At 55.8% G+C, this 22,155-nt stretch carries 18 protein-coding genes; 4 read left to right on the top strand and 14 right to left on the bottom strand.

Annotated features, from left to right (window positions below; all coding sequences use genetic code 11):
- Nucleotides 1–7: 7 nt before the first annotated feature.
- Genes CWM66_RS04835 through cecR form a run of 4 tightly spaced genes read right to left on the bottom strand, consistent with a single transcriptional unit; the run spans nt 8 to nt 4,532 of the window.
- Nucleotides 8–1,141, bottom strand: a complete 1,134-nt coding sequence (locus tag CWM66_RS04835) for an ABC transporter permease (protein WP_007373976.1) — start codon at nt 1,139–1,141, stop codon at nt 8–10.
- Complete coding sequence (locus tag CWM66_RS04830) at nt 1,131–2,870, bottom strand: ATP-binding cassette domain-containing protein (protein WP_071920515.1); 1,740 nt, start codon at nt 2,868–2,870, stop codon at nt 1,131–1,133. Before CWM66_RS04830 ends, CWM66_RS04835 begins: the two co-directional genes overlap by 11 nt.
- A complete protein-coding gene (gene hlyD, locus CWM66_RS04825) occupies nt 2,863–3,858 on the bottom strand; it encodes a secretion protein HlyD (RefSeq protein ID WP_107146292.1) in 996 nt (331 codons plus the stop codon). Before hlyD ends, CWM66_RS04830 begins: the two co-directional genes overlap by 8 nt.
- Nucleotides 3,858–4,532, bottom strand: coding sequence for a transcriptional regulator CecR (gene cecR, locus CWM66_RS04820; RefSeq protein WP_007373979.1), 675 nt, complete (start codon nt 4,530–4,532; stop codon nt 3,858–3,860). The genes hlyD and cecR overlap by 1 nt, the downstream gene beginning before the upstream one ends.
- Nucleotides 4,533–4,836: 304 nt before the next feature.
- Here cecR and rhlE point away from each other — a divergent pair, with 304 nt between their 5' ends.
- Nucleotides 4,837–6,282 carry an ATP-dependent RNA helicase RhlE gene (gene rhlE, locus CWM66_RS04815; protein ID WP_107146291.1) on the top strand — a complete coding sequence of 482 codons (1,446 nt, stop codon included), beginning with the start codon at nt 4,837–4,839 and terminating at the stop codon, nt 6,280–6,282.
- 186 nt (nt 6,283–6,468) lie between these two features.
- Here rhlE and CWM66_RS04810 read toward each other — a convergent pair whose 3' ends face one another.
- The 4 genes from CWM66_RS04810 to licT form a co-directional block, all read right to left on the bottom strand.
- Nucleotides 6,469–7,860 carry a glycoside hydrolase family 1 protein gene (locus CWM66_RS04810; protein ID WP_107146290.1) on the bottom strand — a complete coding sequence of 464 codons (1,392 nt, stop codon included), beginning with the start codon at nt 7,858–7,860 and terminating at the stop codon, nt 6,469–6,471.
- A gap of 9 nt (nt 7,861–7,869) precedes the next feature.
- Nucleotides 7,870–9,342: a glycoside hydrolase family 1 protein gene (locus CWM66_RS04805; protein ID WP_007373984.1), complete on the bottom strand. Its 1,473-nt coding sequence runs from the start codon at nt 9,340–9,342 to the stop codon at nt 7,870–7,872.
- An 11-nt stretch (nt 9,343–9,353) separates the two neighbouring features.
- Nucleotides 9,354–11,192 (bottom strand): beta-glucoside-specific PTS transporter subunit IIABC, encoded by a 1,839-nt coding sequence (locus tag CWM66_RS04800; RefSeq protein ID WP_007373985.1) that lies wholly within the window; start codon nt 11,190–11,192, stop codon nt 9,354–9,356.
- 183 nt (nt 11,193–11,375) lie between these two features.
- A complete protein-coding gene (gene licT, locus CWM66_RS04795; RefSeq protein ID WP_107146289.1) occupies nt 11,376–12,218 on the bottom strand; it encodes a BglG family transcription antiterminator LicT in 843 nt (280 codons plus the stop codon).
- A 330-nt stretch (nt 12,219–12,548) separates the two neighbouring features.
- Between licT and dinG the strand changes: the two genes are divergently transcribed.
- On the top strand, nt 12,549–14,702 hold the full coding sequence (dinG, locus tag CWM66_RS04790) for an ATP-dependent DNA helicase DinG (protein ID WP_035885924.1): 2,154 nt from the start codon (nt 12,549–12,551) through the stop codon (nt 14,700–14,702).
- 25 nt (nt 14,703–14,727) lie between these two features.
- Nucleotides 14,728–15,693 (top strand): DNA-binding protein YbiB, encoded by a 966-nt coding sequence (gene ybiB / locus CWM66_RS04785; protein ID WP_035885923.1) that lies wholly within the window; start codon nt 14,728–14,730, stop codon nt 15,691–15,693.
- A gap of 116 nt (nt 15,694–15,809) precedes the next feature.
- Here the strand turns inward: ybiB and ybiJ are convergent, their stop codons facing one another.
- From ybiJ to CWM66_RS04770, 3 genes are all read right to left on the bottom strand, one after another.
- Entirely contained in the window at nt 15,810–16,070 is a 261-nt protein-coding gene (gene ybiJ / locus CWM66_RS04780; RefSeq protein WP_007373990.1) for a DUF1471 family protein YbiJ, read from the bottom strand.
- Between the two features lie 285 nt (nt 16,071–16,355).
- Nucleotides 16,356–16,622: a DksA/TraR family C4-type zinc finger protein gene (locus CWM66_RS04775; RefSeq protein ID WP_007373992.1), complete on the bottom strand. Its 267-nt coding sequence runs from the start codon at nt 16,620–16,622 to the stop codon at nt 16,356–16,358.
- Nucleotides 16,623–16,703: 81 nt separating this feature from the next.
- Nucleotides 16,704–17,318 carry a flavin reductase family protein gene (locus tag CWM66_RS04770; protein WP_007373993.1) on the bottom strand — a complete coding sequence of 205 codons (615 nt, stop codon included), beginning with the start codon at nt 17,316–17,318 and terminating at the stop codon, nt 16,704–16,706.
- Between the two features lie 96 nt (nt 17,319–17,414).
- On the opposite strand from CWM66_RS04770, the gene rlmF reads away from it, so the two are divergent.
- The gene (rlmF, locus tag CWM66_RS04765; protein WP_035885922.1) at nt 17,415–18,350 is read left to right on the top strand and encodes a 23S rRNA (adenine(1618)-N(6))-methyltransferase RlmF; all 936 of its coding nucleotides are present in this window, start codon (nt 17,415–17,417) and stop codon (nt 18,348–18,350) included.
- Here rlmF and ybiO read toward each other — a convergent pair.
- From ybiO to glnP, 3 genes are all read right to left on the bottom strand, one after another.
- The gene (gene ybiO, locus CWM66_RS04760) at nt 18,340–20,577 is read right to left on the bottom strand and encodes a mechanosensitive channel protein (protein ID WP_107146288.1); all 2,238 of its coding nucleotides are present in this window, start codon (nt 20,575–20,577) and stop codon (nt 18,340–18,342) included. The genes rlmF and ybiO overlap by 11 nt on opposite strands.
- A 117-nt stretch (nt 20,578–20,694) precedes the next feature.
- On the bottom strand, nt 20,695–21,417 hold the full coding sequence (gene glnQ / locus CWM66_RS04755; protein WP_007373996.1) for a glutamine ABC transporter ATP-binding protein GlnQ: 723 nt from the start codon (nt 21,415–21,417) through the stop codon (nt 20,695–20,697).
- On the bottom strand, nt 21,414–22,073 hold the full coding sequence (gene glnP / locus CWM66_RS04750; protein WP_007373997.1) for a glutamine ABC transporter permease GlnP: 660 nt from the start codon (nt 22,071–22,073) through the stop codon (nt 21,414–21,416). Before glnP ends, glnQ begins: the two co-directional genes overlap by 4 nt.
- Between the last annotated feature and the right edge of the window lie 82 nt (nt 22,074–22,155).

The following is a 22,155-nucleotide window of genomic DNA, read 5'->3' as shown; positions in this document are numbered from 1 at the left end:
GTTTTCCTTAATCCAGTCTGCGTTTGGTTTTCAGCCATGTCAGGCCAATAAACATCAGCGCTGAGGCGATCAAAAACAGAACGTTAACCATCAACACCACCGGGATGTTGCCCGCCAGAAACAGGCTTTGCAGCGTACTGACGAAATAACGCGCCGGAATGATATAGGTCACCACGCGGATCACGGCAGGCATGCTGTCAATCTGGAAGATAAAACCGGATAGCATAATCGACGGCAGAAAGGCGGCATTCAGCGCGACCTGCGCGGCATTAAACTGGTTACGTGTGATAGTGGAAATCAGCAGCCCCATCCCCAACGTGCTGAGCAAAAACAGGCTGGTGATGAGAAATAAAATCAGCAGCGAGCCGCGATAAGGCACGCCAAGAATAAACACCGACACCAGCATGCACAGCAGCATCGCCAGCATGCCGAGAAAATAGTAGGGAATCAGCTTGCACAGCAGCAATTCCGCGCGCGTCACTTCGGTTGAAAGCAGGGCCTCCATCGTGCCGCGCTCCCATTCGCGCGCCACCACCAGCGAGGTGAGGATAGCGCCAATCACCGTCATGATGATGGTCACCGCGCCAGGAATAATAAAATGCTGGCTGATGGCGGCCGGGTTAAACCAGTAGCGGGTTTGCACATCGATCAACGGTTCAAATGTTTGTCCGCGATCTTCTGCCCGCTGCTGCTGCCAGAGTTGCCAGATCCCCTGTACGTAGCCCTGCACAAAGTTTGCGGTATTCGGTTCGCTGCCATCGGTGATCACCTGAATCGGCGCAACTTCATTGGCGCGCGCCATCTGCGCGGCGAAATTCGTCGGTACCACCACCAGCCCGCGAATACGCCCGGCCTGCATCATCTGGATAAGCTGCGGGCGGTTATCGCTGATCGTGGCATCAATATAGGGCGAGCCGGTCAGCGTATGGGTGAAATCCATCGCCTCTTTACTTTGCTGCTCCAGCAGCACACCAATGCGTAGCTTGCTGGAATCAAGGTTAATGCCGTAACCGAAGATAAACAGCAGCAACAGCGGGATGACGACGGCAATCAGCCAGCTACTGGGATCACGGACAATCTGCCGCGTCTCTTTGACGCACAGCGCCCGCACGCGCCGCCAACTGAGAGTGTTAAGATGCATGGCCGTGCTCCTTATCCCAGTTATGGATAAGCGTAATAAAAGCCTGCTCCATTGTCGGATCCGGGTTATCCGCATCGGCGCTTTGCGCCTTTAAATCATCCGGCGTGCCGCTGGCGATAAGCTTTCCGCGATACACCAGCCCGATACGATCGCAATACTCGGCTTCGTCCATAAAGTGCGTGGTGACCATCACGGTCACGCCTTTCTCCACCATGCTGTTGATGTGCAGCCAGAACTCCCGTCGCGTCAGTGGATCGACACCGGAAGTGGGTTCATCAAGGAACAGAATATCCGGTTCATGCATCAGCGAGCAGGCCAGCGCCAGGCGCTGCTTAAAGCCCAGCGGCAATTCATCGGTCGCATGGTGAGCAATGGCTTTCAGCCCGAACGCCTCGCTCATGCGGGTTATCTTTTCGTTTTGCGCCCGTCCGCGCAGGCCGTAGACGCCGGAGAAAAAGCGCAGATTCTGCTCTACCGTCAGGTTGCCGTACAGCGAGAATTTTTGCGCCATATAACCCAGATGCTGGCGCGCTTTGCCGGAGCTGACTTTGAGATCGAGATTCAGCACCAGCGCCTGGCCGTCGGTAGGCACCAACAAACCGCACATCATTTTGAAAGTGGTCGATTTACCTGCGCCGTTCGGCCCCAGCAGGCCGAAGATTTCACCGCGCTTGACGGCAAAATTGACATGGTCGGTAGCGGCGAAATCACCAAACTTTTTGGTCAGCGAGCGGGCTTCAATCACCGTTTCGTCCGTGCTGCCTTCCACCGTATGCAGAATTGCCCCCAGCGGGGATTCGGACGCACCCGCGCCGCCGAGCAGATCGATAAACGCATCTTCAAAGCGCGGCGCGGTTTCCGTGATCTCTACTGGCGGCATGTTGTCGGCGTGGAGAATTTCGTCGACGTGCGCCTCTTTTTTCAGGATCATGCGCACCGAGCGCCCCTGGATCATGCCATCGCTGACCTGAGGCTGACGCAGAATAAGACGCAGCAAGCGGCGGTTGTTCTCCTGCGCGCTGGTGACAAGAAAACTGCGCCCGGCCATGCGCTGCGTCAGCGCGGTCGGCTCGCCCTGATACAGCAATTCGCCTTCGTTCATCAGCAGCACATCGCGGCACTGCTCCGCTTCATCAAGATACGAGGTGCTCCAGAGGATCAGCATCCCTTCGCCCGCCAGTTCATGCACCATCTGCCACAGTTCGCGGCGGGAAATCGGGTCAACGCCGACGCCCGGCTCATCCAGCAACAGCACTTTCGGTTCTCCGACCAGCGTGCAGGCCAGCCCCAGTTTCTGCTTCATCCCGCCGGAGAGCTTTCCGGCCAGCCGTCCGGTAAACGGGGCGAGGGCGGTAAACTCCAGCAGGCGTTCGAAGGTCTGACGGCGCTGCTCGCCGGTGACGCTGCGCAGATCGGCGTACAGATTGAGGTTTTCCATTACCGTTAAATCTTCATACAGCCCGAATTTTTGCGGCATATAACCGAGCATGGCGTGTAGTTCGCTATCCTGACGCAGCGGATCCAGACCCATCACCTGCACGCTGCCTTCGTCCTGCTTCATCAACCCGGCAAGAATGCGCATCAGTGTGGTTTTCCCTGCGCCATCCGGGCCGACCAGCCCGGTGACATAACCGGCGCGAATCTCGCAATCGAGCTTTGCGACAGCGGGTTTTTCCATGCCCGGAAAGCGTTTTACCAGCCCGCGTAAATGGATGGATGCCTCATTCATGACGCGCCTCGCCCGCAAAACGCACGGTTACCGGCATCCCCTGGCGCAGCGAGTTGTCGGCATCGGTAACGATAATGCGCAGGCGATACACCAGATCCGTTCGCAGATCCGGGGTTTGTACGGTTTTGGGCGTAAATTCGGCGGTAGGCGAGACAAAGCCGATTTTGCCGTGATACGGCTTATTCGGTCGCCCGTCGGTGTAAAGCAACACGTCCTGCCCTGGCTGCGCCTGCTGCAAGTTGATCTCATCAACATACGCACGCACCCATACCGGACGAGTTAATGACAAGGTGAATACGGTGCTGCCCGCGCTGAGCATGCTGCCTGGCTCAACGGCGCGGGTCAGGATTGTCCCGGCGGAAGGGGCGACCAGCGTGGTGTCATGCAGATCCAGTTGCGCCTGCGCCAGCGCGGCCTGCGCCTGTTCAAGACCCGCTTTCGCCTGTTCAATTTCCTGCGGGCGGTTACCGGTGCGGTACTGGCTTAACTTGTCCTGCGCGGATTTCAGCGTTGCCTGCGCCTGATCCCGTGTGGAACGGGCATTTTCCAGATCGTTGGCAGAGATCACCCGGCTTTTCCATAACCCTTGTTGACGCTGATAGTAGTTTTGCGCGTAGTCATAGGCGGCCCGCGCCTGATTCACCGCCGCGACAGCCTGGGCAATCTCTTCATCACGATAACCGGCGGTAGCCAGATCGTATTTCGCTTGCGCGGTGGAGACATTGGCCTGCGCCTGCAATAAGGCATTCTGGTAGGGCGCTTTATCGATCTCACCGAGCGTCTGTCCGGCCTGGATCGCATCGCCTTCATCAACGTTTAGCGAAGCGAGCCGTCCGCCAACGCGGAAACTCAAATTCACCGTGCGAATATCAACGTTACCGTACAGGGTGAGCGCGCGCTCCTGTCTGCTCTGATACCACATCCAGCCGCCAGCCAGCGCGGCGATAACGACCACCACAATCAACACCGTAACGAGAGGTTTTTTCATCACTCCGGACTCCTGTGCGTTAATCCTTGCAAAATGAGATCGATATGGCAGGTGATAACCTGGTAAATCTGCGCGGTTTTCTCTTCGTCAAACTGCGACCAGCCCGCACGCAGCAAGAAGGTTTCCCGCCCGAGACGAAACGCGAGAATTTCACCGAGCAGTGCGTGGGTATGAATAATGGTTTCGGTATCCGTGGCATCCCGCCCGGTATAGGCCGCCAGCAGGGCGGTGAGATGGCTGTGCATCGGCGCAATGACCTGATCGTGCACCCGCTGATACGCCCGCGTTGGCGAGAGCTGCTCGCGGGAGATAAATTTGCTCAGGTTCAGCGTCTCATCGTGGGTGAGCAGCGTGATCATGTTGCGGCAGGCGCTATGAATCAGAGCGCGTATTTCTGCCTTATTCGGCTCCGGCTGCGCGAACAACGCCTCTGCTGCCTGAACATGCGGGTGGAAATTCTTACTGATAAAGTCGGCGATCCACTGCGCACAGGCGAGGTATAAATCCTCTTTCGAACCAAAGTAATAGGTGATCGCCGCAATATTTTGCCCGGCCAGCGCGGCGATATCGCGGGTGGTAGCATGCAGCCCGTATTCACCGAATTGCGCCAGCGCGGCAGCAATCAACTGCTGTTTGGCCTGTTCGCCTTTACTGGTCGTTGGGGTTGTATTCATGGCGGCAAAATAATTAATCAATCGATTGATTAAATTTATGCTTCAGGACGAAACTTGTCCAGCGCCAGGCAAGGAAAAGGTGACGAATGAAGCGGAAACCGGTTCAACTGATGCTGGAAGGGGCTGGCAGGGTGATCTGCAACAGGCGAAAAGATTGCGGATGATCCCTGGCCGGATATTTATGCGCTCGATCACAAAAGCTGATACACTCCGCACCTTCATGACATTGTGGTTTTTGTCATCAGTCAAATTATATCTCCCTGAAAACTACACCTGTGACAGGTCGGGGCGGTGTGGAGTTGTTATGTCATTTGATGCCCTTGGCCTGAATCCGGAAATCCTGCGCGCAGTCGCCGAGCAGGGTTATGTTCAGCCGACCCCTATTCAGCAGCAGGCGATCCCCGCCGTACTGCAAGGCCGCGACCTGATGGCCAGCGCCCAGACCGGTACCGGTAAAACGGCTGGCTTTACCCTGCCGCTGCTGCAACTGCTGGTGCAAAAAGAGCCGCACGCGAAAGGCCGCCGCCCGGTGCGTGCGCTGATCCTGACGCCAACCCGTGAACTGGCGGCGCAAATCGGTGAAAACGTACGCGACTACAGCCAGTATCTGAACATCCGTTCGCTGGTGGTGTTTGGCGGCGTCAGCATCAACCCGCAGATGATGAAACTGCGCGGTGGCGTCGATGTGCTGATCGCCACGCCTGGCCGTTTGCTGGATCTGGAACACCAAAACGCGCTGAAACTCGATAGCGTGGAAATTCTGGTGCTGGATGAAGCCGACCGTATGCTGGATATGGGCTTTATCCACGATATTCGCCGCGTGCTGGCAAAACTGCCGCAGCGCCGTCAGAACCTGCTGTTCTCCGCGACCTTCTCCGACGACATCAAAGCGCTGGCGGAAAAGCTGTTGCACAACCCGCTGGAAATTGAAGTGGCGCGCCGCAACACCGCTTCCGAGCAGGTGACTCAGCATGTGCATTTTGTAGATAAAAAACGTAAGCGTGAGCTGTTGTCGCAGATGATTGGCCAGGGTAACTGGCAGCAGGTGCTGGTCTTTACCCGCACCAAGCACGGCGCCAACCATCTGGCGGAACAACTGAATAAAGATGGCATCACCAGTGCGGCGATCCACGGTAACAAAAGCCAGGGCGCGCGTACCCGTGCGCTGGCGGATTTCAAATCCGGGGATATTCGCGTGCTGGTGGCCACAGATATCGCTGCGCGCGGTCTCGACATCGAAGAGCTGCCGCATGTGGTGAACTACGAGCTGCCGAACGTACCGGAAGATTACGTCCACCGTATCGGCCGTACCGGGCGTGCGGCGGCTACCGGTGAAGCGTTGTCGCTGGTCTGCGTTGATGAACACAAACTGCTGCGCGACATCGAACGTCTGCTGAAAAAAGAGATCCCGCGCATTGCCATCGAAGGTTATGAACCGGATCCGTCCATCAAAGCCGAACCGATCCAGAATGGTCGCGGCCAGGGCGGCGGTCGTCAGGGTGGTGGTCGCGGGCAGGGCGGCGGTGGTCGTGGTCAGTCCGCGCCGCGCCGCAATGAGGGTGAGGAGCAGAAACCGCGCTCCCCGCGTCGCACTGACGGTGAAGCGCAAAAACCGCGTGCTCCACGCCGCAGTGAAGGGGGTTCACGCCGTCTGGATGGTAACGCCCAGCCAGCGCGTGATAGCCAGGGTAAACCGGCAGGAAACGGCGCACGCCGTCGCCGTCCGCGTAAACCGAGCGCCGCGCAGTAACGCATTTTGCAGGCCGGATACACTTTATCCGGCAATCGACGCCGCCAGCGGGCAATGTACCGACTGGCGGCGTTGTTTTATCAGGCTTGCGATCGGCGATTAACGCGCGCCAGCCAGGCCTGACGCGTTTCCCGCGCCCGCAGCACCAGCCATCAACCACACGGGAACACAATGCGAGCTTCAACCCTACAGCACTTCACCATGACTGGCGATAACTTGCTGATACCATTCAAAACTGCGTTTTTTGCTGCGCTTCAGCGTACCGTTGCCGTCGTTATCTTTGTCGACATAGATAAAGCCATAGCGCTTTTTCATCTCGCCGGTTCCGGCACTGACGATATCAATCGGTCCCCACCAGGTGTAACCCATAATGTCACAGCCATCGTCAATGGCTTCTGCCATTGCCTGAATATGGCGGCGGCCATAATCGATTCGCGCCAGATCGTTAATCTGCCCGCTGGCATCCGGCTCATCGACGCCGCCATAGCCATTTTCGACAATAAACAACGGCTTGCGGTAGCGATCTGCCAGTTCATTACAGACGATACGGAAACCCTGTGGATCGATCGGCCAGCCCCAGGCGGTTTTTTCAAGAAACGGATTATCCAGCCCGGCAGTACCGCCGGTATCAATACGGAACTGGCCGCCCGCCTGATGTAATACGCTGCGGTAGTAGCTAAAGCCGAGATAATCCGACGGATAATCGGCCAGCAGTTGCAGATCGCCATCGGCAATGGTCAGCTCCACGCCCAGTTCGCGGAACAGACACGGCGCAAACGCCGGATAGTGGCCGAGCATCATCACATCGGAGAAAAACAGCGAACGGCGGCGTAACTGCATAGTAGAGAAGATATCGTCCGGGTTGCAGGTTGCCGGGTAAACGGTGCTCAACGACAGCATGCAGCCGATTTGCGCATCGGGAATGATGTCGTGGCACAGCTTGTTCGCCAGTGCGTTAGCGACAAACTGGTGGTGATTCGCCTGCCAGATATCCTGCGCACCGGCGCTGGCATCCACCGCGCCGGTGGCGAACGGCATGCGGTTCATGTTGTTCAGTTCGTTGAAGGTCATCCAGTATTTGACCTTGCGCTGGTAACGGCGGAATACCGTTTCGCAGTAGCGGCTGAAGAAATCAATCAACTGGCGATTCTTCCAGCCGCCATACTCCTGATACAGCGCCAGCGGCGTCTCATAGTGGGAGAGGGTAATCACCGGTTCAATGCCGTATTTCAGCAGTTCATCAAACAGATCGTCGTAAAATTTTAGCCCCGCTTCGTTTGGCGTAGTTTCATCGCCACGCGGGAAAATGCGCGACCAGGCAATCGAGGTACGAAAGCATTTGAAACCCATCTCTGCGAACAGCGCGATGTCTTCTTTGTAGCGATGGTAGAAATCAATCGCTTCGTGGCTGGCGTAATAGAGATTTGGGTCAATCGTCGCATCATGTTTACCGGAAGCGATACCGCCGCGCACCACGTCGGCAATCGATGGCCCTTTGCCATCCTCGTTCCATGCGCCTTCCGCCTGGTTGGCGGCAATCGCGCCGCCCCACAAAAAATCTTTCGGGAAAATAGCCATCTCAGCTCCTTAATCGCGTAAGTCTTCGCCGTTAGAGGCGATCAGTTTTTTGTACCAGTGATAGCTTTTCTTTAGCGAGCGCGCCTGTGTGCCGTTGCCCATGTCATCCTGGTCAACATAAATAAAGCCGTAGCGTTTGGAAATTTGCGCCGTTCCGGCGCTGACCACGTCAATCGGCCCCCACCAGGTGTAACCAAACAGATCGACGCCGTCGCCAATCGCTTCCTGCATCTGTTCCACGTGCTGGCGCAGATAATCGATACGGTAATCATCGTCGATAGAGCCGTCCGGGTTGACGGTATCGATCGCGCCGAGACCGTTTTCGGCAATAAACAGCGGCTTCTGGTAGCGGTCATAGAGCTGGTTTAAGGCAAGACGCAGCCCTTTCGGGTCAATCTGCCAGCCCCACTGGCTGGTTGGCAGGTACGGGTTGCGGATGCCGCCAGTCACCATATTGCCTTCCGCTATTTCCCGTTTTTCCGGGTGCGCACTAACGGTGCTCGACATGTAGTAGCTAAAGGAGACGAAATCGACCGGGTGCTGGCGCAGGATCTCATCATCACCGACCACTTTTTGCAGCGTGACGCCTTTTTCCGCCAGCATGCGATCGGTGTACGCCGGGTAGTAACCATGCGCCTGTACGTCGCTAAAGAACAGCGACACGCGCTGCATCTCTTCACAGGCCTGCAAATCATCCGGATGGCAGGTGTGCGGATAGAGCATCTGGTAGCTGATCATGCAGCCGACCTGCGAGCCGGGAATAATGGCATGACAGGCTTTGGTGGCCAGTGCGCTGGCGACAAACTGATGGTGCGCGCCCTGGTATTTATCCTGTTCGAGATGCGGGTTGTCCTCTTCGATCACACCAACGCTGACATACGGGTGATGTTTCACGCAGTTGATCTCGTTGAAGGTCATCCAGTACTTCACTTTTTTGCGGTAGCGGGTGAAGACCGTGGTGGCGAAACGTACGTAGAAATCGACCAACTGGCGGTTCGGCCAGCCGCCATAGTCGGTCACCAGCGCCAGCGGCATCTCGTAGTGCGACAGCGACACAATCGGTTGAATACCGTGCGCCAGCAGCGTATCGAACACCTCGTCGTAGAATTTCAGCCCGGCTTCGTTCGGCGTGGTTTCATCGCCGCGCGGGAAGATGCGCGTCCAGGCAATCGACATGCGAAAGCACTTAAAACCCATTCCGGCGAACAGGGCGATATCCTCTTTAAAGTGGTGGTAAAAGTCGTTGCCTTTGCGTTTCGGGTAGTACTTTTTACTGCCAGGGTCCTGCGCTTCGCGTATTTGAGCGTGCGTCATGCCAAGCCATTGATCGAGCCAGCGCTCCCGCGGCGTGTTGATATCAAACGTGTAGACATCAGAAACGGAAAGCCCTTTGCCGCCCACATTCCATGCGCCTTCCAGTTGGTTCGCCGCTGTTGCGCCGCCCCATAAAAATCCTTCCGGGAATGCTTTCGAAAATGCCATACCTTTGCTCCTTACGCCGCTGTCGCGGTCAGTGTGAGAAATGCGTCCCGGCTGGCGACATCGCCTTGTACTTTGACCGGGCTGATATCGCCGTATTGTTCGCTGTTGGTGACGACCACAATCACGCTCGGATCGATGCCAGCGGCCTTCAGCGCCGCCAGATCAAAGCTCACCAGCAGATCGCCTACCTCGACGCTCTGCCCGACGGCGATGTGGCTGGTGAAGTGCTTACCACCCAGTTTTACCGTGTCGATACCGATATGAATGAGGATCTCCGCGCCGGTATCGCTTTGCAGCGCCAGTGCGTGATGGGTTTCAAACAGGGATTCCACCTTGCCGTTAACCGGAGAGCGTAGCTCGCCGCTGGTGGGATAAATCGCCAGCCCTTTACCGAAAATCTCATCGGCAAACACCGGGTCGCTAAGGGCGTTGAGGGGTTTCAGTTCGCCGCTCACCGGGGCAAACAGTTTTTCTTCGGTACGTGCCACCGACATCGGGCTGACCCCGGCTACCACCGTCTCTTCAAATCCGAGGATCACCGTGACAACCGCAGCGCAGACAAACGAAATGGCGATACTGACCAGCGCCCATAAAAATGTCGGGCCGACCAGCGCCGGAAGACCGGGCAGACCGCTGAGCGCAAAGGCGTAGGTTTTCACCCCCATCGCCATGGCAACACCGCCGCCGCACGCGCCACCAATCAGCGCGGCAGCAAACGGGCGTTTATAGCGAATATTGATGCCGTACATCGCCGGTTCGGTAATACCCATGGCCGCGCTGAAACTGGTGGTTAGCGCCAGCGATTTCAGCTTTTTATCCCGCGCCCGCAGGAACACGCCAAAGGCCGCACCCGCCTGGCCCAGGTTGGCAATATAGAAGAGGATTTTGAACGGATCGAAACCCAGGGTGCTGATGTTGTTGATCATGATTGGCACCAGCACATAGTGCATGCCGGTGATGATGATCATCGACAGCGTGCCGCCAACCACTACGCCCGCCACGATGCCGGCATTTTCCACCAGCCAGATAATGCCGCCGGAGAGCGCATTACCGGCGAAAATCCCCAGTGGGCCAATGGCAATCAGCGTAATCGGCGTGACAATCACCAGGCTCAACAGCGGCACAAACATCGTTTTCAGTACGCCGGGCATGATGCGATCAATCAGCTTCTCTACCCGGCTCAGCAGCCAGATGGCCAGCAGGATCGGGATCACCGTTGAGGCATAATTCACGGTTGGCACCGGCAGGTGCATAAAATTGATCGGCGCGCCGGATTTAAACAGCGCCTGAATTGCAGGATGGAAGAGGGCGGCGGCCAGCGCCACTGCCACGTAAGGATTTGCGCCGAACTTATTGGCGGCGCTGAAAGCCAGCGCCAGCGGCATGAAGTAAAACACGCCGTCGCTGATGGCGAGCAGGATTTGGTAGGTCTGGTTGCTGGTTTCCAGCCACTGCATCGCGACCACTAGCGCCAGGACGCCTTTCAGAATACCGGCTCCGGCAATCGCCGGAATGATCGGCGAGAAGATACTGGACAGCCCTTCCAGCAGCACCGATACCGGGTTGCGGCGTTTACCATGTTGCACAGCGCCGCCGGACGAGACGCCGGGTAATTTGGCCAGCAGCGCGTCGCACAGTGGGGCCACATCGTTACCGATAATCAACTGAAACTGATCGCCAGAGATATTGACGCCTATCACGCCATCCAGCGCTTCCAGCGCCGCGCGATCGGCCTTGTCGTTATCTTTGAGTAAAAAACGCAGACGGGTAATACAATGAAACAGCGACAGAATATTGTCCTTGCCGCCGATCCTGTTGATGATCTGCTGCGCGGTATCCTGATAATTCATGATAATTCCTCCAGACTGACGCCCGCATTGCTGGCATCATCCACAATCATCGGCTTTACGCCGATACCTTGTTTCCTCTGGGGTTTGCCTGATTGAACAGTAACAAGCCTGGACGGAATCTATACATTTCATCCTTCAAGCTGCCGCTTTGTGGTTGCGGCTACGCGAATGATGTTGGGTAAACTAATTGGGTTCTGCCCGCTGTACCACGTTTTCGATATGCACGGTCAGATAGAGCTTTTCCGAGTTGCTCATGGTGTGGTGATAGTTTTTGCCGACAAACTCATTGATGGCATCGACGCATTTCAGGGTGGTCTGATAGCGGCGCTGTACCATGGCAAATAACTCTTCGTCGTCATTATTTAACACCACCCCATCAATCACCCGCTGGGCGAAAAATTTTAAATGGGTAATGAAACGTTGGTAATTCAGGCTGTGCTCGTCGAGCGGCAGGCTAAAAAAGTATTTAACGATATTCTGTAATTGATAAATAAGCCGCGTGATTTGCGTGGTTTTTCCCATGCTGTCGTTCAGCCCGGCATTCACAATATGTAGCGCAATACTGCAGGCTTCGCCGTCAGGTAATAATTGCCCGGTGCGCGCCATCACCATACCAATCGCCTGGCGACCAAGAGCATATTCAGCGGTATAAAAATGGCGCACTTCCCACTCCAGCGGATTCGGCAATTGCTCATGTTTTTCATTGCGTTGTAGCGCGAAATGCAGATGGTCAGCTAGCGTGACGTACAAACCTTCGCTTAATTTATGCGACAACTGGCTGCGGGCCAGCGTGACAATGTCGGCGGTCAGTTGCACTATTTCGACAGGTACTTCGCTAATCAGATCTTTAAAACGGGCAGAGACCTGCGAATCCTGCAAATGGAATATTTTCTCGATGGCTTGTTCGTTAACGATGGCGCCGTTCTGCGTATTAAAACCCAGCCCTCGCCCGGTCAGAATAACCTCAAAGCCACGATCGTCGATGGCGCTGACCACGTTATTATTTAAGATTTGTTTGACCAGCATCGCTAACTCCTGCAAACAAAAACGGGCAAAACATAAATACAGCAACGGACATCATCTGTCCTTGTTCTCTGCATTTAGGTTTTGCCCGATATTCGGTAACAAGCGTAATGCAGGTAAAAACTAGCATTGCCCTGTTAAATGATCAACGCGCTATATAGAGTACTTATGAATAGATCTGCTAATTTGTGATCCGCCCGGCGAAAAATATCCTGTATTGCAGAGGCGGAAAATGGGTTTTCGTGGCTGCTTCCAGAATGGCAAAAAGGGTTACCCAGCGGGCGCTAAAAATGCCACAATAGTGGCTGTTTATACAGTATTTCAGGTCTCTTCATGGCTCTTACTGCCGCGCTAAAAGCGCAGATCGCCGCCTGGTATAAGGCGTTGCAACAACAGATCCCGGACTTTATTCCCCGTGCGCCGCAGCGGCAGATGATTGCTGATGTCGCGAAAACGCTGGCGGGTGAAGAGGGCAGGCATCTGGCGATCGAAGCGCCGACCGGCGTCGGGAAAACGCTCTCTTATTTAATTCCGGGTATTGCTATTGCCCGCGAAGAGCAAAAAACGCTGGTGGTCAGTACCGCCAACGTGGCGTTGCAGGATCAGATCTACAGTAAAGATCTGCCGCTGCTGCGCAAAATTATCCCCGATTTACGTTTTACCGCAGCGTTTGGCCGTGGGCGCTATGTCTGCCCGCGCAATCTGGCCGCGCTGGCCAGCAGCGAGCCGGACCAGCAGGATCTGCTGGCGTTCCTTGATGATGAGCTGACGCCGGGCAGCAAAGAGGAACAGAAGCAGTGCGCGACGCTGAAAGCCGATCTCGACAGCTACAAATGGGACGGTCTGCGCGATCACACCGATAAAGCCATCAGTGATGATTTATGGCGTCGCCTCAGTACCGATAAAGCCAGTTGCCTGAACCGCAACTGCCACTATTACCGGGAATGTCCGTTCTTTGTCGCGCGGCGTGAAATTCAGGAAGCGGAAGTGGTGGTGGCGAACCACGCGCTGGTGATGGCGGCGCTGGAGAGCGAAGCCGTCTTGCCGGAGCCGAAAAACCTGCTGCTGGTGCTGGATGAAGGCCACCATCTGCCGGATGTGGCGCGCGATGCGCTGGAGATGAGCGCCGAAATAACAGCGTCCTGGTATCAGCTACAGCTCGACTTATTTACCCGGCTGGTGGCGACATGCCTGGAGCAGTTCCGGCCGAAAACTCTGCCGCCGCTGGCGACGCCGGAGCGGCTCAACGCCCACTGCGAAGAGCTGTTCGGGCTGATTTCATCATTGAATAACATGCTCAACCTCTATCTTCCTGCTGGTCAGGAAGCCGAACACCGCTTTGCTATGGGCGAGCTGCCGGATGAGGTGATGGCGATTTGTCAGCGGCTGGCGAAGCTAACAGAAATGCTGCGCGGGCTGGCGGAGCTGTTCCTCAACGATTTAAGCGAAAAGACCGGTAGCCACGACATTGTGCGTTTGCACCGGGTGATCCTGCAAATGAACCGTGCGCTTGGCATGTTTGAAAGCCAGAGCAAACTCTGGCGGCTGGCCTCAATGGTGCAGGCTTCCGGTGCGCCGGTATCGAAATGGGCGACGCGCGAAGTGCGGGAGGGGCAGCTACATCTGCTGTTTCACTGCGTAGGCATTCGCGTCAGCGATCAGCTGGAGAAGCTGCTGTGGCGCAGCGTACCGCATATTGTTATCACCTCCGCCACGCTGAGGTCGTTGAACAGTTTTAATCGCCTGCAAGAGATGAGCGGCCTGAAAGAGAAAGCGGGCGACCGATTTGTCTCGCTGGATTCGCCTTTCAATCACGTTGAGCAGGGGAAGATTGTTATCCCGCAAATGCGCTACGAACCGCTGATTGAAAATGAAGAGCAGCATATCGCCGAAATGGCGACCTGGTTTCGTGAGCAGGTGGAAAGTAAAGCCCATCCGGGGATGCTGGTGCTGTTCGCCAGCCAGCGCGCGATGCAACTGTTTTTAAGTTACGTGGCGGATTTACGCCTGCTGCTATTGGTGCAGGGCGATCAGCCGCGCTACCGGCTGGTGGAACTGCACCGTAAACGGATCGACGCGGGCGAGCGCAGCGTGCTGGTTGGCCTGCAATCCTTCGCCGAAGGGCTTGATCTGAAAGGCGATTACCTGACACAGGTGCATATTCATAAAATCGCCTTTCCGCCGATTGATAGCCCGGTGGTGATCACCGAAGGTGAATGGCTGAAGAGCCTCAACCGTTATCCGTTTGAAGTACAGAGTTTGCCCAGCGCCTCGTTTAATCTTATCCAGCAGGTCGGCAGGCTTATCCGTAGCCACGGTTGTCGCGGCGAAGTGGTGATTTACGATAAGCGCCTGTTGACCAAAAGCTATGGAAAACGTCTGCTTGATGCGCTGCCGGTGTTTCCTATTTCCCAACCGGCAATGCCGGACGTTATAGTGAAGAAACCGGTGAAAAAACCAGAACAAAAGCGCCGCAAGCGCCGTTAACGATGTGAGCATGCGAGGAACTGTCATGGATTACCGTAAAGTTATCAAAGAGATTGGTCGCGGAAAGAATCATGCCCGGGATCTGGATATTGACACCGCGCGTGGTCTCTATGCGCAGATGCTGAACGGCGATGTGCCGGATCTGGAGATGGGCGGCATTCTGATTGCGCTGCGCATTAAAGGCGAAGGCGAGGCGGAAATGCGCGGCTTCTACGAGGCGATGCAGCAGCACACGCTGGCGCTGACGCCGCCGGTGGCCAAACCGATGCCGATTGTTATTCCCAGCTATAACGGCGCGCGCAAACAGCCTAATCTCACGCCATTGTTGGCTATTCTGTTGAATAAGCTGGGTTTCCCGGTGCTGGTGCACGGCGTCAGCGCCGATCCCACGCGCGTGATTAGCGAAAGTATTTTCACCCTGCTGGGCATTGAGCCGACGCTGCACGCCGGGCAGGCGCAGGCGAAGCTGGAAGGCCATCATCCGGTCTTTATGCCGGTACACGCGCTCTGTCCGCCACTGGAAAAACAGCTAGCGATGCGCTGGCGCATGGGCGTGCGCAACAGTGCGCACACGCTGGCGAAGCTGGTAACGCCGTTTAAAACCGACGCGGCACTGCGTTTATCCAGCGTTTCTCATCCCGAATACCTTACGCGGGTGGGGAAATTTTTCGCCGACATCGGTGGCCGTGCGCTGCTGATGGCGGGGACGGAAGGGGAAGTGTATGCGAACCCGCAGCGCTGTCCGCAGATCAACCTGATTGACGCTGCGGGCGAGCGGATCCTCTTTGCGCGCAACGATGCCGCCGAGCAGGTTGCATTGGAAGGCGTGGCAAAAGATGCAGAGAGCACGGCTCGCTGGATCGAACACTGCCTTGCCGGGCGCGAAGCAATACCGGAGTCACTAAAAATTCAGATGGCCTGTTGCCTGGTGGCAACCGGAGAAAGCGCGACGCTGGAAGAAGGGCTGGCGCGGGTAGCACAGAGTTTTTAAGCAAAAAAAAGCCCGTCACAATCCAGGACGGGCAAAAACAGGGTAACAACAGGGTCAATGAGGGTGGAGCATCCCGGCAGAGGGTTAATTTGCCGGGGGGTACAACTTCGGTTGGGTTATTTGTAGATAACCGCAGTGCCGCTCAGTTTGTTATTGCCGGCAGCAGAGATGATGCTGTAGCCGCTGGCACCAGCAGCCTGCGCTTTGGCAGCCAATTTGGCTTCCAGACCGTCCAGCGTGGTTGCGCCGTGAGCAGAAACAACACCGATTTTGTCCAGGCTTTCGGCCTGTGCGGCAGTCACAGACTGGGCAGCAAAGGCACCGAAAGAGAGGGTAGAAAGCGCGATAGCAGCAACAGCATATTTGATGGTTTTCATAGTCAATTTCTCGCAGGTTATTCTGTGTTGGGGACGATGTTCCGTCGATGTGATAAGTATCACGGTTTTTCACAAGAGATAAAATCGAAGAGAATTGACGACCTTATTCTAAAAAATTGAATAAGATCTAGCTGTTTGATTTTAAAGGCTTTTGTGTAAGAAAAAAGGACATTCGTCACCAGGTCAGCGCAGCGGACAATTTTGCGGCACATTTTGCTACTTTCACTGCGGGATTTTGTGGATGTAAAGGCAACCGCTTGCGCTGGTTGAAAACGTCAGGAAAGGTCAACGTAACTGGCTATCCTTTGAACCTCTGCGATTATATCCTGAGAATGTAGAGTTATGTAAATCTTTCTCCTGCTGGCAGGTAACGCATAAGCGCACCCCTGGAATCGCTTTACGACGCGCTTCCGGGATCGGTTCGCCACACTCTTCGCAGGTCAGCAAGCTTTCACCGTGGGGTAAATCACGACGGGCGCGCGCCACGGCATCTTCAATCGTACTGTCGATCTGCTGCTGTACCGCACCGTCATTTGCCCAGCCTGAAGCCATGATCGCCTCCTTAGTTGCAATAGCGTAATTATAGCAAACGCCCGATAGCACAGGGCTCCTGGCTGGGACAGGTAAACGGGGTTAGCGGTTATCCGGGCGGATCAAATCAAAGCGCTGCGCTTCACTGATCCCGTAATAGGCCGACGGGCCGCCCGCGCGCAGCACGGGCTGTGCTTTTGCGGTCTGATAAATGCCGTTTTCCAGCAGCGATTCATCAATGTGTACCGCGACCACTTCGCCCAGCACCAGCCAGCTATCGATGGCACTGCCATCGGCGGTGGTCAGTTGAATACACTGGGAGAGGCGACATTCGAAGTTGACCGGGCTTTCCGCCACACGCGGCGCGCTGACGATACGACCGGCAACGGGCGTCAGGCCTGCACGGGTAAACTCATCTTCGCCATGGGGCAGCGACGCGGAGGTTTCATTCATCCGCACTGCTAAATCGCGGGTCGTCAGGTTCCAGACAAACTCTTTGGTTTCAGTAATATTGCGTACGCTATCTTTCCAGCCGCTGCTGGCGAAGCCAATAATCGGCGGGCGATAATTGAAACAGTTAAAGAAACTGTACGGCGCAAGATTTCGCTGGCCTTTGCCATCCAGCGAGGCAATCCAGCCGATAGGACGCGGACCAATAATCGCATTCAGCGGATCGTGCGGCAGGCCGTGGCCTTTCGCCGGTTCATAAAAATACATAGCGTTTCCTGGTTGTCAGACAAGTTTCTTCAGCCTCACTTATTTACCCGGTCAACGTCAACGGGTATCTTACGCCGCTGCTAACAGGAGAATGCCATGAATGCCCAGAAGCCGGGTTTGCACCCGCGTAACCGCCACCACAGCCGCTACGACCTTGACGCATTGTGCGTCGCGAATCCGTCATTGCGCGACTTTATCACCGCTAACCCAAAAGGCGAGTCGACCATTGATTTCGCTGAACCGCAGGCGGTGAAGGCTTTAAACAAAGCGCTACTGGCGCACTTCTATGGTGTGCGTGAGTGGGATATCCCCGAGGGTTTTCTCACCCCGCCGGTGCCAGGACGCGCCGATTATCTCCACCATCTGGCTGATGTGCTGGCAGAGAGCAACGAAGGGCAGATCCCTGCGCAGGCCAGCGTGCTGGATGTTGGAACCGGGGCGAACTGCATCTATCCGCTGATTGGTCACCATGAATATGGCTGGCGTTTTACCGGCAGCGAAATTAACGATGCGGCGCTGACCAGCGCGCAGGCGATTATTAGCGCTAATCCGGGGCTGAGCCGCGCGGTTCGTCTGCGTCGGCAAAAAGATCCGTCAGCAATTCTTGCTGGCGTTATCCATAAAAATGAGCAGTACGATGCCACGCTCTGTAATCCGCCGTTTCATGACTCGGCGCAGAGTGCGCGGGCGGGCAGCGAGCGTAAACGCCGTAATCTGGGGCAATCTGCCAGCGATGCCGCCAACTTTGGCGGTCAGCAGCAGGAGTTATGGTGCGAAGGCGGCGAAGTCGCTTTTATTTGCAAGATGATTGCGGAGAGCCAGCAGTTCGCCCGCCAGGTGCTGTGGTTCACCTCGCTGGTCTCGCGTGGCGATAACCTGCCCGAGCTGTATCGCGCACTGACGCAGGCAGGTGCGGTGAAGGTAATGAAAAAAGAGATGGCCCAGGGTCAAAAGCAGAGCCGCTTTATCGCCTGGACTTTCCTCGATGAGACCCAGCGTAAACGCTGGGCGCAGAGCCGCTTTAAAGGGTAGGCTCTGCTGGCGGCGGCGGGCTCGCCGGTGAGGCCGGTTGCGGTGAGTTTTGCGGTGCAGGCAGCACTTGATACGTCTGCACCGGTGGGCGAATGCCCGCGCGATCGAAATGTTTTTTCACCATGGTGTCGAGGGCGAACCTGACCGTCCACTGCTTCAGCGGCAGCGTGGTAAAGGTAACACGTAGCGTAAAGGCGGTATTGGTTAGCCCGACCAGCCCGGCGAATGACGGCTCGCCGATCACCAGCCCGCGAATATCTTCCTGTTCCATCAGTTCGGCCACCGCATCCTTCAGCGCCTGATTGGCTTTATCGGTCTCTTCATGGCGATCGACATCATAATTTGCCACTACCGAACCAATACCGCGGACAAAGTTGGCGAAGGTGGTTATCGATGACCAGGGAATAATATGGTACGCCCCCGTATCCTGGCGCACGCCGACGGAACGAATCGACATTCGCTCGACGGTGCCGGTTAGCTGCCCGATAGTCACCAGATCGCCGGTGTTCATCCCATTTTCGAACTGAATAAAAATCCCGGTAATAATGTCTTTGACCAGCGTTTGCGAACCGAATGAGATCGCCAGCCCTAACGCACCGGCACCGGCGAGCAACGGTGCGATATTGACGCCAATTTCTGAGAGCACAATCATCACCGTGATGGTGCTGATCACCACCGCCAGCGCATTGCGGAACAGTGTCAGTAACGTGCGCGTGCGTGCGCTTGGCAGTGGGCGGCCGTGGATATCCGATGCCAGGCGGTTCTCAATCAGGCTCGCCAGCAACGTCCAGCCCACCGCCGAGAAGAAGAGGATCAGCGCAATGCGGATCAGAATATCGACGGTTTTCTCCCCCGCGCCATAATTGAGCCAGTGCCAGAAATCAAACAGTCGCCAGGCATTCAGCAACAGCATGATGGTGGCGCACACGACCAGAATGCGCGCCGTTTTCAGTGCCGCCGACAGCCAACCGTTCAGCCGCTTTTGCAGTTCCGGATAGTTGCGCTGCACCTGCGGCGAGAGGGTGATGGTTTTATTTAGCCAGCGCGACAGCACGCCGGAGAGGAAGGCCGCAATACTCAGAATGGCAAGGCTGTTAACCGACGCGCTCATCATAAATTTCAGGCTATTGCCCGGGTCAAACAGCGAGAAAAAGAACAGCACGACAAAGTAGGCGCTGGCGAGCCAGTGCCAGATCAGCGCAAAAGCGCGGATAAATAAGCTAAAGAATGCCAGTGAGTGGTCGGCAAGCTTAATCAGGTTGTGCTGGATCTCGCGCTTATTGTGGAAGATAAGATAGAGCGCCCAGACGGTAATACACAGCATAATCACCACGTTAGCGAGTGCGCCGACCTGCACATTCACCTGATTGGAGATAATCGGCACCGCCACCAGCAGGCCATAACCAATCAGGCTGCTCAATGCACTCAGGCGCAGATGCCAGTAGCGAGCGGTGCCGTCAGCAATACGAAACGGACGCAGTTCCGGAATGCGCGGGCAGAAAATCAGCCGCAGAATGGCTTTGAAAAACTCAATCAGCGCAAACGCATTAAGGAACAGGCTTTGCTGGAAAGCGATGGTGCTATTGCCCGCATTCAGCCTGGCGCTGAGCAACTGGCCGATAAACAGCGTCAGCACCAGTAACAGCAGGTCGATAATAAAGGCGCCAATTATCATGGCGGGCAACTGCAACCAGTTCCGCCGTTCGCGGTTTTTGCGCCTTCCCCAGTTGCCCATCCGGCGGTAGAGCGGCATAACACACTGACGCACCAGTATCCAGAAAGCAAAAACCAGTACCGCGAGTAATGAAAAGTGGCTGGCGGCATTAGTGAAGGTTTGCGGGTTAAAGGCCTTATGCGGCGAGCCGGTGATATTGCGGTAGAGTTGGGCGAAGCGAGAGGCCAGCGCTTCGCCGTAGTAGCCGCTGACTTCGGTGACATTTTCCAGCACCGTTTTCTGTTCTTTGACTTCCGGCGGCGTGATCTCCGGAACCGGCTCCTGCGGCGGTGTGGTGGCGACTTTCCGCAGTTGATCAATCAATTCTTTGCGTGAATCATCGTTTTCCAGCACGTCTGCCAGCGCCGCATAGGCTGCTTTTTTTTGTTCGACGCTGGGTTCACTGTTTTGGGTAGATGACGCGCTACTGGCTGCGGGTGCTGTGATGCCGGGTATCGTCGCGGCCTGAAGCGGCGCGCACAGCAGAGTGATGAATAGCAATATCCACGGCATATGCTCCTCCGGTGAGAAAGTCCAGCAAAATGATAAGTATAGATGCCGGGCGGAGCAGGGCAGGAAATGAGAACAATCCGGGGGAAACGCCCCTCCAGGCGGAGGGGCACAAGCGCATCAGGAAACGTGTTGTAAAAATTCCTGTAAGCGCGGGCTGGGTGGATTTTCGATCAACTGTTGCGGATTGCCGTCTTCGGCAATGCGCCCTTTGTCGATGAAAATCAGGCGCGACGCCACTTTCTCGGCGAAGCCGATTTCATGGGTAACGATCACCATGGTCATGCCTTCTTCAGCCAGATCCTGCATCACTTTTAGTACTTCGTGGCGCAGTTCCGGATCGAGCGCGGAAGTTGGCTCATCGAACAGCATCATCTTCGGTTTTACCGCCAGCGCGCGGGCAATCGCGACGCGCTGCTGCTGGCCGCCCGAAAGCTCAGACGGATAGTGGTGCGCACGTTCAGCCAGCCCGACCTTCGCCAGCAGATCTCTTGCCAGCTTTTCAGCATCGGCTTTATTGGTTCCGCGCACGCGCAGCGGGCCAAACATGACGTTTTCCAGCGCCGTCAGATGCGGGAACAGATAGAACTGCTGGAAAACCATGCCGGCTTCCTGGCGGATCAGGCGCTCATCCACTTTCGGATCGTTGACTTTCAGGCCATCAACAATCAGATCACCGCTGGTGATCTCTTCTAGCTTGTTAATGCAACGCAGCAGTGTTGATTTACCAGAGCCGGACGGCCCGATAATGACCACCACTTCACCTTCAGTGATATTCAGATCAATGTTGTGCAGCACCTGGGTTTGACCAAAGTGCTTGGAGACGTTTTTAAATTCGATCACAGGATTTTCATCCTTCTTTCAAGACGACGCAGAATGAAGCTCAGCACCAGGGTAATGATCAGATAGACGACCGCAACGGCGCTCCAGATCTCCAGCGCGCGGAAGTTGCCGGCAATGATTTCCTGGCCCTGGCGGGTCAGTTCGGCGACGCCGATAACAATAAACAGCGAAGTATCTTTGATGCTGATGATCCACTGGTTGCCCAGCGGCGGCAGCATACGGCGCAGCGCTAACGGTAGGATCACATGGCGAATGGTTTCACCACGCGACAGACCTAACGCGAGGCCCGCTTCCCGGAAGCCTTTATGAATAGAAAGCACTGCACCACGGGTGATTTCCGCAATATAGGCGCCAGAGTTAATCATAATGGTGACAACGGCGGCCGAGAAAGGATCGATGCGCAGATCGTTAAACGCCATCGGCAGGGCAAAGTAGATAAACATGACCTGTACGACGATAGGCGTACCGCGAATAACTTCGATAAATACCAGTGCGATATGGTTGGAAATCCAGCCGCCGAAAGTACGTGCGAAACCCGCTGCCAGACCAATGATCAACCCGCCAATGAGGCCGAGGACCGAGATCAACAGCGTCATCTTCGCGCCTTCGATCAGAAGCGGAATGGCAGGCCAAATGGCGCTCCAGTCAAACTGCATGATGTGTTCCTGTATACCGTGGTTGTAACAAATGTATCAGGGGCGAAGATCGCCCCTGAGGAGTAACGCTTTATTTTTTAAT

Source organism: Kosakonia sp. H7A, assembly GCF_003028445.1.
In the GTDB taxonomy this organism is placed as follows: Bacteria; Pseudomonadota; Gammaproteobacteria; order Enterobacterales; family Enterobacteriaceae; genus Kosakonia; species Kosakonia radicincitans.
This window is presented reverse-complemented; position numbering and strand designations above follow the sequence as displayed.

Coding starts and splice junctions, on each gene's coding strand:
- CWM66_RS04805 (WP_007373984.1), bottom strand. CDS start 9,342: ATGGCATTTTCGAAAGCATTCCCGGAAGGATTTTTATGGGGCGGCGCA.
- cecR (WP_007373979.1), bottom strand. CDS start 4,532: ATGAATACAACCCCAACGACCAGTAAAGGCGAACAGGCCAAACAGCAG.
- ybiB (WP_035885923.1), top strand. CDS start 14,728: ATGGATTACCGTAAAGTTATCAAAGAGATTGGTCGCGGAAAGAATCAT.
- rhlE (WP_107146291.1), top strand. CDS start 4,837: ATGTCATTTGATGCCCTTGGCCTGAATCCGGAAATCCTGCGCGCAGTC.
- CWM66_RS04775 (WP_007373992.1), bottom strand. CDS start 16,622: ATGGCTTCAGGCTGGGCAAATGACGGTGCGGTACAGCAGCAGATCGAC.
- CWM66_RS04830 (WP_071920515.1), bottom strand. CDS start 2,870: ATGAATGAGGCATCCATCCATTTACGCGGGCTGGTAAAACGCTTTCCG.
- licT (WP_107146289.1), bottom strand. CDS start 12,218: ATGCTGGTCAAACAAATCTTAAATAATAACGTGGTCAGCGCCATCGAC.
- dinG (WP_035885924.1), top strand. CDS start 12,549: ATGGCTCTTACTGCCGCGCTAAAAGCGCAGATCGCCGCCTGGTATAAG.
- ybiO (WP_107146288.1), bottom strand. CDS start 20,577: ATGCCGTGGATATTGCTATTCATCACTCTGCTGTGCGCGCCGCTTCAG.
- CWM66_RS04835 (WP_007373976.1), bottom strand. CDS start 1,141: ATGCATCTTAACACTCTCAGTTGGCGGCGCGTGCGGGCGCTGTGCGTC.
- glnP (WP_007373997.1), bottom strand. CDS start 22,073: ATGCAGTTTGACTGGAGCGCCATTTGGCCTGCCATTCCGCTTCTGATC.
- CWM66_RS04770 (WP_007373993.1), bottom strand. CDS start 17,318: ATGTATTTTTATGAACCGGCGAAAGGCCACGGCCTGCCGCACGATCCG.
- ybiJ (WP_007373990.1), bottom strand. CDS start 16,070: ATGAAAACCATCAAATATGCTGTTGCTGCTATCGCGCTTTCTACCCTC.
- CWM66_RS04810 (WP_107146290.1), bottom strand. CDS start 7,860: ATGGCTATTTTCCCGAAAGATTTTTTGTGGGGCGGCGCGATTGCCGCC.
- CWM66_RS04800 (WP_007373985.1), bottom strand. CDS start 11,192: ATGAATTATCAGGATACCGCGCAGCAGATCATCAACAGGATCGGCGGC.
- hlyD (WP_107146292.1), bottom strand. CDS start 3,858: ATGAAAAAACCTCTCGTTACGGTGTTGATTGTGGTGGTCGTTATCGCC.
- rlmF (WP_035885922.1), top strand. CDS start 17,415: ATGAATGCCCAGAAGCCGGGTTTGCACCCGCGTAACCGCCACCACAGC.